This is a genomic window from Pseudomonas mucidolens, from assembly GCF_900106045.1.
GTDB lineage: Bacteria > Pseudomonadota > Gammaproteobacteria > Pseudomonadales > Pseudomonadaceae > Aquipseudomonas > Aquipseudomonas mucidolens.
Genome location: NZ_LT629802.1, coordinates 703,690 through 718,338 on the forward strand (window position 1 = coordinate 703,690; position 14,649 = coordinate 718,338).

A 14,649-nucleotide genomic window follows, 5' to 3' on the forward strand; every position below is an offset into this window, starting at 1 on the left:
ATAGCCTTTAAACCGCTAGCGTTATGACAGTACGAAAACTTGCCAGGGCGTTGTGAATATTTTATCGGCGGTTGTGGTCACAGCCTTGCTAAACCCTGTTAACGCGGTGCGTTTCAGCCGCTTTTTGTCGTTCGGGAATCTTTCTTCATGGGTCTGAGTCGATACATTTTTGTAGGCTGTTTGTCATTGGTCAGCCTGGCGAGTCATGCCGAAACCTTCAATGGACTATATCAAGTGCTGGAGCCTGTCAGCAGCCAGGCCCCGGAGGAGCGGGACCAGGCTACTCAGCGCGCCCTGGAAACCCTGGTGATTCGCCTGACCGGCGATGCCAAGGCTGCGCAAAGCCCTGGCTTGGCCGCGATACGCAAGGATCCGCAACAAATCATCAGCCAGTTCGGCTATGACGCCGGTCCTCCGGAAAGCCTGCAGGTCGATTTCGACCCGGCCAGCACTGATCGCGCGCTTCGTGGCGCGGGCCTGGCGCTGTGGGGCAGCAATCGACCGCTGATTCTCGGTTGGTGGCTGAGCGACTCGACCGAAGGCAGCAGCCTGATCGGGGATGGTCAGGCTGCCGCGCAGCCGTTGCGTCGTGCCGCCCAGCATCGTGGTTTGCCGTTGCGCCTGCCGTTGGGCGATCTCGATGAGCAGATTGTCGCCACTGCGCCAAATCTCGAAAGTGCGGATCCGGCGCCATTGCGGGCGGCGTCCGAGCGCTACGGTGCGGATGCCTTGTTGGCGGTGCACGCCCGTGAAGGCGCGGATCAATGGCAAGCCAAGTGGCGCTTATGGGTAGGTGACGAAACCGAACAGGGCAGCGTGCAGGGCGCGGATACCGCGGCCCCGGCGGATGCTGTCCTACTGGCAGTCAGCGAGCGTCTGGCACCGCGCTATGCGGTCAAGCCGGGGGCTTCCAGTGAGCAATTGCTGGAGGTGCGGGGTATGAACCTGGAACGTTATGCGGCGCTGGGGCATCTGTTGGAGCCTTTCGGAGCGCAGTTGCTGCGGGTCGATGGCAGCCGGATTGTCTATCGGGTCAATGGTAGCGCCGATCAATTGCGCACCCAGCTCAGCCTGGCGAAGTTGCAGGAAATACCGGCTGGTGAAGAGCCAGCGCCACAACCTGCCCAGCCGCCGGCCGTCGAGGGTTCCCCGCCAGCGCCGATACCGGTGGTCGAGCCGACGCCGCAGTTGCGGTTTCGCTGGTAACTATTCTTCCCTTTATAGAAGCAAACGAGATGGAGCGGTTTATGGCGGATACGCGTCGTTGGGTGTGGCTTGGCGGGATCGTCCTGCTGTGCGTTTTTGTATTCCTGCTGCATTCGATTCTGACGCCGTTCCTGGTCGCCTTGCTGCTTGCCTATCTGTTCGATCCGGTGGTGGATCGCCTGGAAAGAGCCGGGCTGTCGCGGACCTGGGGCGTGGTGGCGGTGTTTACGCTTTTTACCCTGATCGTCATGGCGCTATTGCTGGTGCTGATACCGATGCTGGCCAAGCAACTGGTTCGCCTCTACGAACTGGTTCCACAGATACTCGATTGGCTGCAGCACACGGCGTTGCCTTATGCGCAATCCAAGCTTGGCCTGGCCGACGGTTTCTGGAAATTCGACAAAATCAAGGCCGGTATCAGTGAGCACATGGGTCAGACCACCGATATCGTCGGCATCATTCTCAGTCAGGCGACGGCGTCCAGCCTGGCGCTGATCGGATGGTTGACCAATCTGGTGCTGATTCCAGTGGTGGCTTTTTACCTGTTGCGTGATTGGGACATCATGATGGCGAAGATCCGCAGCTTGCTGCCGCGCGATCGCGAGCAGCGCATCATGTCCCTGGCGGGGGAATGCCATGAAGTACTTGGCGCGTTCGTCCGTGGTCAGTTGCTGGTCATGCTGGCCTTGGGATTTATCTATGCGGCGGGATTAATGCTCATCGGCCTGGAGTTGGGCCTGTTGATCGGTGTGATCGCCGGCCTGGCGGCGATTGTGCCGTACATGGGGTTTGTGATCGGCATCGGTGCCGCGCTGGTGGCGGGACTGTTCCAGTTTGGCGGCGACTTGTATCCGATGCTGGGGATTGTCGCGGTGTTCATGGTCGGGCAGGCACTCGAAGGCATGGTGCTGACGCCGTTGCTGGTGGGCGATCGGATCGGACTGCATCCGGTGGCGGTGATCTTTGCGATCCTGGCGGGCGGCGAGTTGTTCGGTTTTACCGGGATTCTGTTGGCGCTGCCGATAGCGGCGGTGATCATGGTGCTGGTTCGCCATCTGCATGAGCTGTACAAGGATTCGGATGCCTATCTGGGTGTCGATGAACCCGAGTTATAAGGTCAATGACAAGCCCGGTTCGAGCCCGGGTTTGTTGTCAGTGCGTGTCGGGGAGTTGGCCGTCGCGTCAAACAAACCCCAAAAAATCCAACGAGTTAACGCAAACCTTTGATTTTGCTTGTGGTCTGTTGCATTGTGCGCCCGGCACCACGGGTATAAACTTTGCAAACTTTTCACAGAGGCCACTAACGGTTCGATTCGAACTGTTCAGTCAGCATGAAACCGATTCAGTTGCCCCTAGGTGTGCGTCTGCGTGACGACGCTACCTTTATCAACTACTACCCAGGCGCCAATGCCGCTGCACTCGGCTATGTCGAGCGGCTTTGCGAAGCCGACGCCGGCTGGACCGAAAGCCTGATTTACCTCTGGGGCAAGGACGGCGTGGGGCGTACTCACTTGTTGCAGGCTGCTTGCCTGCGCTTTGAGCAGTTGGGGGAGTCGGCGGTGTACCTGCCGCTGGCAGAGTTGCTGGATCGCGGCATCGAAATCCTCGATCACCTTGAACAATACGAACTGGTTTGCCTGGATGACCTGCAAGCGGTCGCAGGGCGCGCGGATTGGGAAGAAGCGCTGTTCCACCTGTTCAATCGTCTGCGCGACAGCGGTCGACGATTGTTGATTGCCGCTTCCACCTCACCTCGCGAATTGCCGGTCAAACTGGCGGATCTCAAGTCGCGGCTGACCCTGGCGCTGATTTTCCAGATGCGTCCATTGTCCGATGAAGACAAGCTGCGCGCCCTGCAATTGCGTGCCTCGCGCCGCGGTCTGCACCTCACCGATGAAGTCGGTCACTTCATCCTCACACGCGGGACCCGCAGCATGAGTGCTTTGTTCGATTTGCTCGAACAGCTCGATCAAGCCTCGTTGCAAGCCCAGCGCAAACTGACGATTCCCTTTCTCAAAGAAACCCTGGGCTGGTGATGGCCCTTTGAAATCAAGGCTTTCCGCGAATGACTGGCGCCAATGAGCCTGCGCTGGGCTGTTACGGCCACGCAAAGACGTCTAAATGGGGTTTGAGGGCTTAGATGTCAGGCGGCAAACAAGAAGTCACATTGTTCACGATTGAATTTGCAAATCGATGTGATAGAAGGCATAGTCTCGTCTTCTTTACATACCCGCCACGGTCGTGCCCATGCTAAAGCGCTTCGCACCCCTCGTGCCTCTCGCACTCGTCAGCCTGTTGTTCGGTTGCGCCACCCACCCTCAACAAGTGGCTGAGCAGCAAAAACCGCAACAACAGCATCAGGCAAAGTTCGTCGCAGCGCAGTCTTCTACTGTTTATGAAGAAGAGCTGGCGACCGAGAAAGAACTCGCCGAATTCTCCGACAGCAAGCCTTATCAGCTTCCGCTCCTGGCAGACAGCATTCTTGAGCGCGGTATGTCCCTGATCGGAACCCGTTACCGTTTCGGCGGTAGCACTGAAGCTGGTTTTGATTGCAGCGGCTTCATTGGTTACCTGTTTCGTGAAGAGGCCGGCATGAACCTGCCGCGCTCCACGCGTGAAATGATCAACCTGGATGCACCGTTGGTCGCGCGAAACAACCTCAAGCCGGGTGATCTGCTTTTCTTCAGTACCAATGGTCGTGGTCGTGTCAGCCGCGCGGGCATCTACTTGGGCGATGACCAGTTCATCCACTCCAGCAGCCGCCGCAGCGGTGGTGTGCGGGTCGATAAACTGGGCTCCAGCTACTGGAGCAAGACTTTCATCGAGGCCAAGCGCGCCCTGGCGATGGCCCCCGGTGTCGTGACCGCCCGTAAGTAAAGTTAAAGTGATACTTGAAGTTTGACGTGTAACCGCTAGAATCCTGAGATATTGTTGCGAACCGACCCGCGCGAGCTTGCTTGCGCGGCCTGGTTTCAGCCTTCGGCAGCGAAAGCCGCATCCAGATCAGGATTGTTCTGCCCATGTCGAACTCGGCCCGCCTAATTCTTCTCGTTTGCGCCGCGTTGCTCAGCGCCTGCGCAAGTCGCCCGCAACCCGCGCCTGTGGCTGTCAAGCCCAAGCCGGTGTTCAACTACTCCACCCAGAACTTCTCGCCAGTTGCCGAGGACGTGCTGTTTCGCGCCTTGGGTTTGGTGGGAACGCCTTATCGCTGGGGCGGTAATACTCCAGACTCGGGTTTTGATTGCAGTGGCCTGATTGGGTTTGTCTACCGCGACGCCGCTGGCATTTCCCTGCCGCGCACCACCCGCGAACTGATCGTGATGCGCGCCAAAAACGTGAGTGAAGAGGCCCTGCAAACTGGCGACTTGCTGTTCTTCGCTACCAGCGGAGGTTCGCAGGTCAGTCACGCCGGGATCTATGTCGGCGAAGGTCGCTTTGTCCACGCTCCGCAAACGGGGGGGCACGGTCAAACTCGACACGCTGTCCAAGGCGTATTGGCAGAAAGCATACTTGGGTGCCAAGCGCGTCCTGCCGGCCGAGCACCTGGCGAGGAATCCTTGAGGGCAGCGGCAAGCTATAAGAGATCTTGCAGCTTATAGCTTCCACTGCCTCTCTCCTACTGCGTAGCTGAAACCCGCCACACCTTATTTCCCACGTCGTCTGCTACCAGCAAGGCCCCTTGTCGATCGATCACCACGCCTACCGGCCGACCCATGGCTTTCTCGTCGCTATTGAGGAAGCCGGTCAACACATCCACCGGTTGGCCTTTCGGCATGCCCCCTTCAAACGGTACGAAAATTACCTTATAGCCACTGTGGGGCTTGCGGTTCCATGAACCGTGCTGGCCGATAAACGCGCCGTTGCTGAACTGCGCCGGCAGCGTCGTGCCTTCGGCGAAGGTCAGGCCCAGCGAGGCCGTATGCGGCCCAACGGCATAATCCGGCACGATGGCCTTGGCCACCAGCTCCAGATCCTGCGGTTTCACGCGCACATCCACGTGCTGGCCGTAGTAGCTGAACGGCCAGCCATAAAAGCCGCCATCCTTGACTGACGTGATGTAGTCCGGCACGAGGTCACTGCCGATTTCGTCGCGCTCGTTGACCGCGGTCCACAGCTTGCCGCTTTGGGGTTCCCAGTCCATGCCGTTGGGGTTGCGCAGGCCGGATGCGAAAATCCGCTGCTTGCCGCTGGCTCGATCCACTTCCCAAATCGCCGCACGTCCCTGTTCGGCGTCCATGCCGTTTTCCCCGACGTTGCTGTTGGAACCGACGCTGACGTACAGCTTGCTGCCGTCCTTGCTGGCGATCACGTTTTTGGTCCAGTGATGATTCAGAGGGCCGCCCGGCAGATCGATGACTTTGGTTTGCGACGCGGTGATCGAGGTTTCGCCGGTCTGGTAGGGGAATCGCAGCAGCTTGTCCGAATCGGCGACATACAGATCGTTACCCACCAGGGTCATGCCGAACGGTGAGTTGAGGTTTTCCAGGAACACCGTGCGGGTTTCCGCCACGCCGTCATGATCGGCATCGCGCAGCAAGGTGATGCGGTTCGGGCTGGGTACTCCGGCACCGGCACGACCCATGACTTTTTCCATGACCCAGCCACGAATGCCTTGGGCATCATCCGGCTTGGGTGGTGCGTTGGTTTCCGCTACGAGCACGTCGCCATTGGGCAGCACGTAGAGCCAGCGCGGGTGATCCAGGCCTTCGGCAAACGCCGTCACCTGGGTGCCGGGCGCGGCTGTCGGCTTGACGCCGTCGGGCCAGCCCACGGCCGGGGCGATGTTCACGGTAGGCATCAGGGTCTTGTTCGGATCCGGCAGTTTGGGCGAAGGCCCGGTGCCATCGGACACTTGCAGGGTTGAACTTTCACCGCAGGCGGCAAGGGCGCCTGCGGCCATGACCAGTAGGGCGAGTCGAGTCTTATGCATGTTTTTCTCCTCAGTGCTTGTAATCATAGAGGAGCGGGCCGGCGCGATGGTTCAAGTACATGGCCGGCTTTAATTGACGCTCCACCCCCAACCCACTAACCTTCGCCGCTTGTTTCAGGTGCTCTGTGACGATCAAGTCGACAGAGTGAAACAGGGAAGCCGGTGAGTGAGCGCACTTGTACACAGTGCAGCCACAATCCCGGCGCTGCCCCCGCAACGGTAAATGAGTCAAGACGCTGCTTTTGCCACTGTATCGCTGTGATATGGGAAGGCGCACTGTCGGTCTGTTCTCCCCAGGGAGCGCGCCACTCATGAGTCCGGAGACCGGCCTGATCCATCCAACAGCATCACGGTGGGCGATGCTTGGCTTCACCTGTGTCTTTTCCTGCCTGCCGTTTTTTGTCCAGCCCCAACGGAGAGCTGCCATGTCTGAATCCCCTGATCGTGACGAACGCCACCTGGCGCGCATGCTGCGCAAAAAAGCGCTTATCGACGAGCGCATCGCCAATTCGCCAAATGAATGCGGGTTGCTGCTGGTGCTGACCGGCAATGGCAAAGGCAAGAGCAGTTCGGCCTTCGGCATGCTGGCTCGGGCCATGGGCCACGGCATGCAGTGCGGTGTGGTGCAGTTCATCAAGGGGCGCAACAGCACCGGTGAAGAGTTGTTCTTCCGCCGCTTCCCCGAGCAAGTGCGTTTCCACGTGATGGGCGAAGGCTTTACCTGGGAAACCCAGGATCGTCAGCGTGATATCGCCGCCGCCGAAGCGGCCTGGCAGGTCTCGCGAGAAATGTTGCAGGATCCCGGCATTGGCCTGGTGGTCCTGGATGAGCTGAATATTGCCCTCAAGCACGGCTATCTCGATCTGGATCAGGTTCTCAGTGACCTGCAAGCCCGTCCGCCGATGCAGCATGTGCTGGTCACCGGGCGTGGTGCCAGGCCGGAGCTGATTGAAATGGCCGACACCGTGACTGAAATGGGCATGCTCAAACATGCGTTCCAGGCCGGGATCAAGGCTCAGAAGGGCATCGAACTTTGAATCAGTCGCGACATTGCCCGGCGGTCCTGATCGCCGCACCGGCATCCGGCCAGGGCAAGACCACCGTCACTGCCGCGCTGGCCCGTTTGCACCGCAATCTGGGGCGCAATGTACGGGTGTTTAAATGCGGTCCGGACTTTCTCGACCCGATGATTCATGAGCGCGCCAGTGGCGCGCCGGTCTATCAATTGGACATGTGGATGGTGGGCGAGCAGGAAAGTCGACGTTTGTTGTGGGAAGCGGCGGCTGAGGCTGACCTGATCCTGATTGAGGGGGTCATGGGCCTGTTTGACGGTACGCCGTCCAGCGCCGACCTCGCGCGGCATTTTGGCGTGCCGGTGCTGGCCGTCATCGATGGGACCGCCATGGCGCAAACTTTTGGCGCCCTGGCGTTGGGGCTCGCGCGTTATCAGCCGGATCTGCCGTTTGCCGGTGTGCTGGCCAATCGCGTGGGCACCCTGCGCCACGCGCAACTGTTGGAAGGCAGCCTGACAGAAGGCTTGCGCTGGTACGGCGCGTTGTCCCGCGAGACGGGCATCGAACTGCCCAGTCGCCATCTGGGTCTGGTGCAAGCCAGTGAATTGAATGACTTGGACTTGCGCCTGGATGCGGCGGCCACCGCCTTGGGCAGCAGTTGCGAGGTAGCGCTGCCGCCACCGGTGAGGTTCGCCGCGCCCGCAGTGAGCACGGTCGAGCCGTTGCTGGCCGGGGTGCGGATTGGCGTGGCGCGTGACGAGGCGTTTGCCTTTACCTACGGCGCGAGTCTCGACTTGCTGCGCGCCATGGGCGCCGAGCTGTGTTTCTTCTCGCCCCTTCATGACCATGACCTGCCACAAGTCGACAGCCTTTACCTGCCCGGTGGCTATCCGGAACTGCATCACCAGGCGCTGTCGGAAAACACCTCGATGCTAGCGGCCATCCGCGCCCATCACGCCGCCGGCAAACCGCTATTGGCCGAGTGTGGCGGCATGCTCTATTTGCTCGATTCGCTGACCGATGTCGACGGCCAGCGCGCTGAACTGCTGGGTCTGCTTGCGGGCGATGCGGTGATGCAAAAGCGTCTGGCTGCCCTGGCCCTGCAAACGGTCGAGTTGCCGGAAGGCGTGCTGCGCGGTCACACCTATCATCACTCACTGACCAGCACTGAATGGCAGCCGATCGCACGAGGCTTGAGCCCCAATGGCGGGCGCGGCGCCGAGGCGGTGTATCGCGATGGGCGAATGACGGCCTCGTACGTGCACTTTTATTTCCCGTCTAACCCGCAGGCGGTTGCGGCGCTGTTCGCGCCTGCGCGTGGGGTTATCTGAGACCATGACCGACAATGCCTTCCCGCCGGCCGATCGCGAAGCTGTCTATCGTGCCATCGCCGAGCGCCGCGACATGCGCCACTTCAGCGGTGGCAGCGTGGCGCCTGAACTGTTGCAGCGTCTCATGCAGGCGGCCCATCAGGCCCCCAGTGTCGGGCTGATGCAGCCCTGGCGCTTTATCCGTATCAGCGACCGCACTCTGCGAGGCCGGATCCAGCAACTGGTGGAAGAAGAGCGGATCCGCACGGCTGAGGCGCTTGGCGAGCGTTCCGAGCAGTTCATGAAGCTCAAGGTCGAGGGCATTAACGATTGCGCCGAGGTGCTCGTGGCCGCGTTGATGGATGATCGCGAGCGACACATTTTCGGTCGCCGCACCTTGCCGGAAATGGACATGGCCTCGCTGTCCTGCGCGATCCAGAATCTGTGGCTGGCGTCTCGCGCCGAAGGACTGGGCATGGGTTGGGTGTCGCTGTTCGAACCCCAGGCCCTGGCCGACCTGCTGGGTTTACCGTCCGGTGCCAAGCCGCTGGCGGTGTTGTGCCTGGGCCCGGTGACGGAGTTTTACCCGGCACCGATGTTGCAACTTGAAGGTTGGACCGAGCCGCGTCCGTTGAGTGACATGCTGTATGAGAATTATTGGGGAGTGAGTCAATGAGTGTGGCCTTGCTGAGTGTCGCTGCAGTAGCGCTGGATGCGCTGCTCGGCGAACCCAGGCGCTGGCATCCGCTGGTGGCGTTCGGCAATTTTGCCGGGCGTGTCGAGCAGCGTTTCAACTCCGCGGGGCGTGGCTGGCGCAGTCACGGCGTCACCGCCTGGTTTATCACGGTGGTGCCGCTGACCGTGCTGGCCACGGCCTTGTCCTGGGCGCCAGTGGTGGGCTGGATCATCGAGATTCTCGCGCTCTACTGCGCCTTGGGCATGCGCAGCCTGGGTGAACACGTTACGCCAGTGGCCCAGGCGCTGCGCAGTGATGATCTGGAGCAAGCGCGCAAACGCGTCAGTTATCTGGTCAGTCGCGAAACCGGCGAACTGGACAGCACCGCAGTCGCTCGCGCGGCCACTGAGTCAGTCTTGGAAAACGGCAGCGATGCAGTGTTTGCCGCGTTGTTCTGGTTTGCCATCGCCGGTGTCCCGGGCGTGGTGCTCTACCGCTTGAGCAACACGCTGGATGCGATGTGGGGCTACCGCAATGAGCGCTTTGAGCGCTTTGGCTGGGCCGCGGCAAAAATCGACGACGTGCTCAACTATATTCCTGCCCGGCTCGTGGCGCTGACCTACGCGCTATTGGGCAAAACCCGCCTGGCGCTCAAGTGCTGGCGCACGCAAAGCTCCGCCTGGGACAGCCCCAATGCCGGCCCGGTGATGGCCGCTGGGGCCGGAGCCCTGGGCGTCGAGTTGGGCGGGGCGGCGACGTATCATGGTCAATTGCATCAACGTCCAACCTTGGGCGAAGGGCCACCGGCCGATGCCGATTCCATCGACCGAGGCTGGCAACTGGTGCAGCGCGGCGTATGGCTGTGGTTACTGGTTCTGTGCGCGGGGGCGCAATTTTATGCTTGAACATGGTGGTCGGCTGCGCAAGGCCGTGATGCAGTACGGGATCGCACAGGACGACTGGCTGGACCTGTCCAGCGGCCTGGCGCCCTGGCCGTGGCCGATTCCGCAGATAGCGCAGCGGGCATGGGCGCGTCTGCCGGAGTCCGATGATGGATTGGAGCAGGCCGCCTGCGATTATTACGGGGTCGCCCAGGTGCTGCCGGTAGCGGGCTCCCAGGCGGCGATCCAGTTGTTGCCGCGCCTGCGTCGTGCGGGCAAGGTCGGCGTCTTGTCGCCGTGCTATGCGGAGCATGCCGAAGCCTGGCGCCGCGCTGGATATATCGTGCGTGAAGTGCTGGAACAAGAGGTGGACTTTTTCCTCGACAGCCTCGACGTACTGGTGGTGGTCAATCCGAACAACCCTACAGGCCTTAGCCTTGCCCCCCAGCGTTTGCTGGACTGGCACGCGCGGCTGGCTCAGCGCGGTGGCTGGCTGGTGGTGGATGAAGCGTTCATGGATAACACGCCGGCGTTGAGCGTGGCGGGCCAGGCTAATCAGGTCGGCTTGATCGTGCTGCGCTCGTTCGGCAAGTTTTTCGGGTTGGCCGGTGCTCGCCTGGGGTTTGTGCTGGCGGAACGCAAGTTGCTCAAGTTGCTTGCCGAACAGGTCGGACCTTGGGCGGTCAGCGGGCCGACGCGGGAAGTGGGCCAAGTCTGCTTGCAAGATACGGCCGGCCATGCACGCCAGCGCCGGCGCTGCGAAGAGGCGAGCCAGCGGTTGTCGGTATTGCTGGAAAAGTACGGACTGCGTCCGCAAGGCGGCTGCGCGCTGTTTCAGTGGCTGATCACCCCTCGCGCCGAACAATTGCATGAGTTCATGGCCCAGCGCGGCATTCTGCTGCGCCTGTTTGTCCACGACAGTAGCCTGCGCGTCGGCTTGCCGGGGACCGATGCCGATTGGCTACGTCTGGAACAGGCCCTCGACGCCTGGCGGGAGGCTGCATGAGCACCCTGATGGTGCAAGGCACCACTTCCGATGCGGGTAAAAGCACCCTGGTCACCGCGTTGTGCCGTTGGCTGGTGCGCCAGGGTGTGCCGGTGGTGCCGTTCAAGCCACAGAACATGGCGCTCAACAGTGCCGTGACTGCTGAAGGCGGCGAGATCGGCCGGGCCCAGGCGGTCCAGGCCCAGGCTGCCAGGCTGGCGCCGCATACCGATATGAATCCGGTGCTGCTCAAGCCCAACAGCGACACCGGCTCCCAGGTCATCATCCATGGGCGAGCGGTCACCAGCATGAACGCGGTGGCGTACCACGACTACAAATCCATCGCCATGCAGGCGGTGCTGGCCTCGCACGCACGGTTGAGCGCGGCCTATCCGGTGGTGATGGTGGAAGGTGCGGGCTCGCCTGCCGAGATCAACCTGCGAGCCAACGATATTGCCAACATGGGTTTCGCCGAGGCGGTGGATTGTCCGGTGCTGCTGATTGCCGATATCAATCGCGGTGGGGTCTTCGCGCACCTGGTGGGTACCCTGGAATTGCTGTCGGCCTCGGAACAGGCGCGGGTCAAGGGGTTCATCATCAACCGCTTTCGTGGCGATATTGCGCTGTTGCAGCCAGGCCTCGACTGGTTGCAGGCGCGTACCGGCAAGCCGGTGGTGGGTGTGTTGCCGTATGTGATGGACCTGCACCTGGAGGCCGAAGACGGAATTGACCAGCGCCAGATCGATAAGGCTGCGCAAGCGCTCAAGGTAGTGGTGCCGGTGCTCCCGAGAATCAGCAATCACACCGATTTTGATCCGTTGCGCCTGCATCCTCAGGTGGATTTACAGTTCGTCGGGCCCGGACAAGCCATTCCTGCGGCGGACCTGATGATCCTGCCCGGCTCCAAAAGTGTGCGCAGCGACCTGGCGTATCTGCGTGCCAATGGCTGGGAGCGCGCGATTGCCCGGCACCTGCGCTACGGCGGCAAGGTGCTGGGGATCTGTGGCGGATTGCAGATGCTCGGTGAGCAGGTGCATGACCCGCTGGGCCTGGAAGGCCCGGCAGGCAGCAGCGCCGGACTCGGCCTGCTGGCGTTCGACACCAGCCTGGAAGAAGAGAAGCAACTGCGCAATGTACAGGGCCGTTTGATGCTCGAGGACGTCCCGGTCAGCGGCTATGAAATCCACGCGGGTGTGTCCCGTGGCAGCGCCCTGCAACAGCCGGCGGTGCAACTGGACGACGGTCGCAGTGACGGCGCTTGCAGTGACGATGGGCAAATCCTTGGCACTTATTTACATGGCCTGTTCGAGACGCCTGCGGCCTGCAGCGCGTTGTTGCGCTGGGCGGGATTGCAGGACGTGCAGGACGTGGATTATCACGGTTTGCGTGAGCGGGATATCGAGCGCCTGGCGGACCTGGTGGAACAGCATCTGGATACCGGACTGCTGCGCAACCTGTGTGGAATCTGAGGGCGTGAACCAGGTCATTTTGAGGGTTTTACCATGTTGCAACTGATCCTCGGCGGTGCCCGCTCCGGCAAAAGTCGCCTGGCCGAAAAGCTTGCCAGCGATAGCGCTTTTTCGGTCATCTATATCGCCACCAGCCAAGCGCTGGACGGCGAGATGAACCAGCGAGTGGCCCAGCACCAGGCGCGTCGCCCCACCGAGTGGGGGCTGATCGAAGAACCGGTCGAGCTGGCCCGCGTGCTGCGGGAAAACGCCGCTGCCGAGCGCTGCCTGCTCGTGGACTGCCTGACCCTGTGGCTCACCAACCTGCTGCTGCTCGACGACTCGCGACGTCTGGCCCTGGAGCGCGAGCAATTGTTGGACTGCCTGGATGGCCTGCCGGGTGAAATCATTTTTGTCAGCAACGAGACCGGCCTGGGAGTCGTGCCGCTGGGCGAATTGACTCGCCGCTATGTCGATGAGGCCGGTTGGTTGCATCAAGCTTTGGCCGAGCGTTGTCAGCGTGTGGTGCTGACGGTCGCCGGCTTGCCCCTGACTTTGAAAGGTACTGCGTTATGACGCAACTCTGGTGGCTCGATCCCTGTAAGACGATTGACGTTCAGGCTCAGGAACACGCGCTGGCCCGCCAGCAACAATTGACCAAGCCCGCCGGTTCCCTCGGGCAACTGGAAGCGTTGGCGGTGCTACTGGCGGGATTGCAAGGGCAGGTAAAACCTTGCGTCGATCACGTGTGGATTGCGATCTTCGCCGGCGACCATGGCGTGGTGGCGGAAGGGGTTTCGGCGTATCCCCAGGAAGTCACCGGGCAAATGCTGCATAACTTCGTCACGGGGGGCGCGGCGATCAGTGTGTTGGCGCGTCAGCTGGGCGCGCAACTGGAGGTGGTAGACCTCGGCACGGTGACACCGTCGTTGAACCTGCCGGGTGTGCGCCACCTGAACATCGCCGCCGGCACGGCCAATTTCGCCCAGGGCCCGGCGATGAACCCCGTCCAAGGCCGCCTGGCCCTGGAGGCAGGCCGCGACAGCGTGCGTCGCGCGCGTGAAGCGGGCACACAGTTGTTTATCGGCGGCGAGATGGGCATCGGCAATACCACGGCAGCGAGTGCGCTGGCCTGTGCATTGCTGGAGTGCCCGGTGAGCGATCTGACCGGGCCGGGGACGGGCCTGAATGCCCAAGGCGTCAGCCATAAAGTCGTGGTGATCGAGCGGGCATTGGCGCTGCATGCGCCGCACCGCGGTGACGTATTGCACACGTTGTTCAACCTGGGCGGCTTTGAAATCGCGGCGTTGGTCGGTGCCTATCTGGCCTGCGCCCAGGAAGGCATTGTGGTGCTGGTCGACGGGTTCATCTGCAGTGTGGCGGCGCTGGTGGCAACACGCCTGAATCCGTCCTGTCGCGAATGGCTGCTGTTTGGCCACCGTGGCGCCGAACCCGGCCATCGTCACGTGCTGCAAAGCCTCGAGGCCGAACCGTTGCTAGCGCTGGGCCTGCGGCTGGGCGAGGGCAGCGGTGCGGCGCTGGCGGTGCCGTTGTTGCGCCTGGCCTGCGCGCTGCACGGGCACATGGCGACGTTCGCTGAAGCCGCCGTGGCGGACCGTCCGGCATGACGTTGCAGCTGGATCTGCTGCGTCATGGTGAAACCGAGTTGGGTGGCGGCTTGCGCGGCAGCCTGGACGACGCTCTGACCCCCAAGGGCTGGGAACAGATGCGCAGTGCGGTGCAGGCGCGAGGACCATGGGATCGACTGATCAGCTCGCCGCTGCAGCGTTGCGCGCGGTTTGCCGATGAGCTGGGTACGCGCCTGAACCTGCCGGTGAGCCTCGAAAAGCAATTGCAGGAACTGCATTTTGGTGCCTGGGAAGGGCAGAGCGCGGCAAGGTTGATGGAAACCGATGCCGCGGCATTGGGCTTGTTCTGGGCCGATCCCTACAGCTTCACGCCGCCTGATGGCGAGCCTGTCGAGGCGTTCTCCCAGCGCGTAAATGCTGCGGTCTTGCGGTTGCACCAACTGTATGCGGGACAACGTCTGTTAGTGATCAGTCACGGTGGCGTGATGCGCCTGTTATTGGCGCAGGCGCGTGGCTTGCCCCGAGAGCAGTTGTTGAATGTCGAAGTCGGTCATGCAGGCCTGTTCAGCCTGCGGATCGCCGCCGATGGCACCTTCAGCGAGATGACCTGA

The 14,649-nt window shown here is 61.6% G+C and carries 14 protein-coding genes, 1 pseudogene and 1 riboswitch; of the genes and pseudogenes, 14 read left to right on the forward strand and 1 reads right to left on the reverse strand.

Annotation, left to right across the window (positions count from 1 at the left end; all coding sequences use genetic code 11):
• Positions 1-147 precede the first annotated feature (147 nt).
• The 5 genes and pseudogenes from BLU75_RS03500 to BLU75_RS03520 all read left to right on the forward strand — a co-directional run bounded on the left by BLU75_RS03500 (position 148) and on the right by BLU75_RS03520 (position 4,767).
• Positions 148-1,206, forward strand: coding sequence for a DUF2066 domain-containing protein (locus tag BLU75_RS03500; RefSeq protein ID WP_084379408.1), 1,059 nt, complete (start codon positions 148-150; stop codon positions 1,204-1,206).
• A gap of 41 nt (positions 1,207-1,247) precedes the next feature.
• Complete coding sequence (locus BLU75_RS03505) at positions 1,248-2,321, forward strand: AI-2E family transporter (RefSeq protein ID WP_084379407.1); 1,074 nt, start codon at positions 1,248-1,250, stop codon at positions 2,319-2,321.
• A 216-nt stretch (positions 2,322-2,537) separates the two neighbouring features.
• Complete coding sequence (gene hda, locus BLU75_RS03510) at positions 2,538-3,242, forward strand: DnaA regulatory inactivator Hda (RefSeq protein WP_084379406.1); 705 nt, start codon at positions 2,538-2,540, stop codon at positions 3,240-3,242.
• Positions 3,243-3,453: 211 nt separating this feature from the next.
• A complete protein-coding gene (locus BLU75_RS03515; RefSeq protein WP_084379405.1) occupies positions 3,454-4,083 on the forward strand; it encodes a C40 family peptidase in 630 nt (209 codons plus the stop codon).
• Between the two features lie 143 nt (positions 4,084-4,226).
• A pseudogene (locus BLU75_RS03520) lies at positions 4,227-4,767 on the forward strand (C40 family peptidase).
• A gap of 55 nt (positions 4,768-4,822) precedes the next feature.
• On the opposite strand, the gene BLU75_RS03525 reads toward BLU75_RS03520, so the two are convergent.
• Positions 4,823-6,136 (reverse strand): PQQ-dependent sugar dehydrogenase, encoded by a 1,314-nt coding sequence (locus BLU75_RS03525; protein ID WP_084379404.1) that lies wholly within the window; start codon positions 6,134-6,136, stop codon positions 4,823-4,825.
• Between the two features lie 99 nt (positions 6,137-6,235).
• Positions 6,236-6,483: riboswitch (cobalamin riboswitch) on the forward strand.
• A gap of 78 nt (positions 6,484-6,561) precedes the next feature.
• Between BLU75_RS03525 and cobO the strand changes: the two genes are divergently transcribed.
• The 9 genes from cobO to cobC are packed head-to-tail and all read left to right on the forward strand — an operon-like array spanning position 6,562 to position 14,649.
• Complete coding sequence (gene cobO / locus BLU75_RS03530) at positions 6,562-7,173, forward strand: cob(I)yrinic acid a,c-diamide adenosyltransferase (RefSeq protein ID WP_084379403.1); 612 nt, start codon at positions 6,562-6,564, stop codon at positions 7,171-7,173.
• Positions 7,170-8,480 carry a cobyrinate a,c-diamide synthase gene (locus tag BLU75_RS03535; RefSeq protein WP_084379402.1) on the forward strand — a complete coding sequence of 437 codons (1,311 nt, stop codon included), beginning with the start codon at positions 7,170-7,172 and terminating at the stop codon, positions 8,478-8,480. The genes cobO and BLU75_RS03535 overlap by 4 nt, the downstream gene beginning before the upstream one ends.
• A gap of 4 nt (positions 8,481-8,484) precedes the next feature.
• On the forward strand, positions 8,485-9,135 hold the full coding sequence (gene bluB / locus BLU75_RS03540) for a 5,6-dimethylbenzimidazole synthase (RefSeq protein WP_084379401.1): 651 nt from the start codon (positions 8,485-8,487) through the stop codon (positions 9,133-9,135).
• Complete coding sequence (gene cbiB / locus BLU75_RS03545) at positions 9,132-10,040, forward strand: adenosylcobinamide-phosphate synthase CbiB (RefSeq protein ID WP_084379400.1); 909 nt, start codon at positions 9,132-9,134, stop codon at positions 10,038-10,040. Before bluB ends, cbiB begins: the two co-directional genes overlap by 4 nt.
• Entirely contained in the window at positions 10,033-11,022 is a 990-nt protein-coding gene (gene cobD / locus BLU75_RS03550; protein ID WP_084379399.1) for a threonine-phosphate decarboxylase CobD, read from the forward strand. Before cbiB ends, cobD begins: the two co-directional genes overlap by 8 nt.
• Positions 11,019-12,470 carry a cobyric acid synthase gene (locus BLU75_RS03555; RefSeq protein ID WP_084379398.1) on the forward strand — a complete coding sequence of 484 codons (1,452 nt, stop codon included), beginning with the start codon at positions 11,019-11,021 and terminating at the stop codon, positions 12,468-12,470. The genes cobD and BLU75_RS03555 overlap by 4 nt, the downstream gene beginning before the upstream one ends.
• A 33-nt stretch (positions 12,471-12,503) precedes the next feature.
• Positions 12,504-13,025 carry a bifunctional adenosylcobinamide kinase/adenosylcobinamide-phosphate guanylyltransferase gene (gene cobU / locus BLU75_RS03560; RefSeq protein ID WP_084379397.1) on the forward strand — a complete coding sequence of 174 codons (522 nt, stop codon included), beginning with the start codon at positions 12,504-12,506 and terminating at the stop codon, positions 13,023-13,025.
• Entirely contained in the window at positions 13,022-14,077 is a 1,056-nt protein-coding gene (gene cobT, locus BLU75_RS03565) for a nicotinate-nucleotide--dimethylbenzimidazole phosphoribosyltransferase (RefSeq protein ID WP_084379396.1), read from the forward strand. The genes cobU and cobT overlap by 4 nt, the downstream gene beginning before the upstream one ends.
• Positions 14,074-14,649 carry an alpha-ribazole phosphatase family protein gene (gene cobC, locus BLU75_RS03570; RefSeq protein WP_084379395.1) on the forward strand — a complete coding sequence of 192 codons (576 nt, stop codon included), beginning with the start codon at positions 14,074-14,076 and terminating at the stop codon, positions 14,647-14,649. The genes cobT and cobC overlap by 4 nt, the downstream gene beginning before the upstream one ends.

What these genes read in the sequence shown, in the direction of transcription:
- BLU75_RS03515 (WP_084379405.1), top strand. Translation starts at nt 3,454, where the DNA reads ATGCTAAAGCGCTTCGCACCCCTCGTGCCTCTCGCACTCGTCAGCCTG.
- cobT (WP_084379396.1), top strand. Translation starts at nt 13,022, where the DNA reads ATGACGCAACTCTGGTGGCTCGATCCCTGTAAGACGATTGACGTTCAG.
- bluB (WP_084379401.1), top strand. Translation starts at nt 8,485, where the DNA reads ATGACCGACAATGCCTTCCCGCCGGCCGATCGCGAAGCTGTCTATCGT.
- BLU75_RS03505 (WP_084379407.1), top strand. Translation starts at nt 1,248, where the DNA reads ATGGCGGATACGCGTCGTTGGGTGTGGCTTGGCGGGATCGTCCTGCTG.
- cobO (WP_084379403.1), top strand. Translation starts at nt 6,562, where the DNA reads ATGTCTGAATCCCCTGATCGTGACGAACGCCACCTGGCGCGCATGCTG.
- cobC (WP_084379395.1), top strand. Translation starts at nt 14,074, where the DNA reads ATGACGTTGCAGCTGGATCTGCTGCGTCATGGTGAAACCGAGTTGGGT.
- BLU75_RS03525 (WP_084379404.1), bottom strand. Translation starts at nt 6,136, where the DNA reads ATGCATAAGACTCGACTCGCCCTACTGGTCATGGCCGCAGGCGCCCTT.
- hda (WP_084379406.1), top strand. Translation starts at nt 2,538, where the DNA reads ATGAAACCGATTCAGTTGCCCCTAGGTGTGCGTCTGCGTGACGACGCT.
- cbiB (WP_084379400.1), top strand. Translation starts at nt 9,132, where the DNA reads ATGAGTGTGGCCTTGCTGAGTGTCGCTGCAGTAGCGCTGGATGCGCTG.
- BLU75_RS03555 (WP_084379398.1), top strand. Translation starts at nt 11,019, where the DNA reads ATGAGCACCCTGATGGTGCAAGGCACCACTTCCGATGCGGGTAAAAGC.
- cobU (WP_084379397.1), top strand. Translation starts at nt 12,504, where the DNA reads ATGTTGCAACTGATCCTCGGCGGTGCCCGCTCCGGCAAAAGTCGCCTG.
- BLU75_RS03500 (WP_084379408.1), top strand. Translation starts at nt 148, where the DNA reads ATGGGTCTGAGTCGATACATTTTTGTAGGCTGTTTGTCATTGGTCAGC.
- cobD (WP_084379399.1), top strand. Translation starts at nt 10,033, where the DNA reads ATGCTTGAACATGGTGGTCGGCTGCGCAAGGCCGTGATGCAGTACGGG.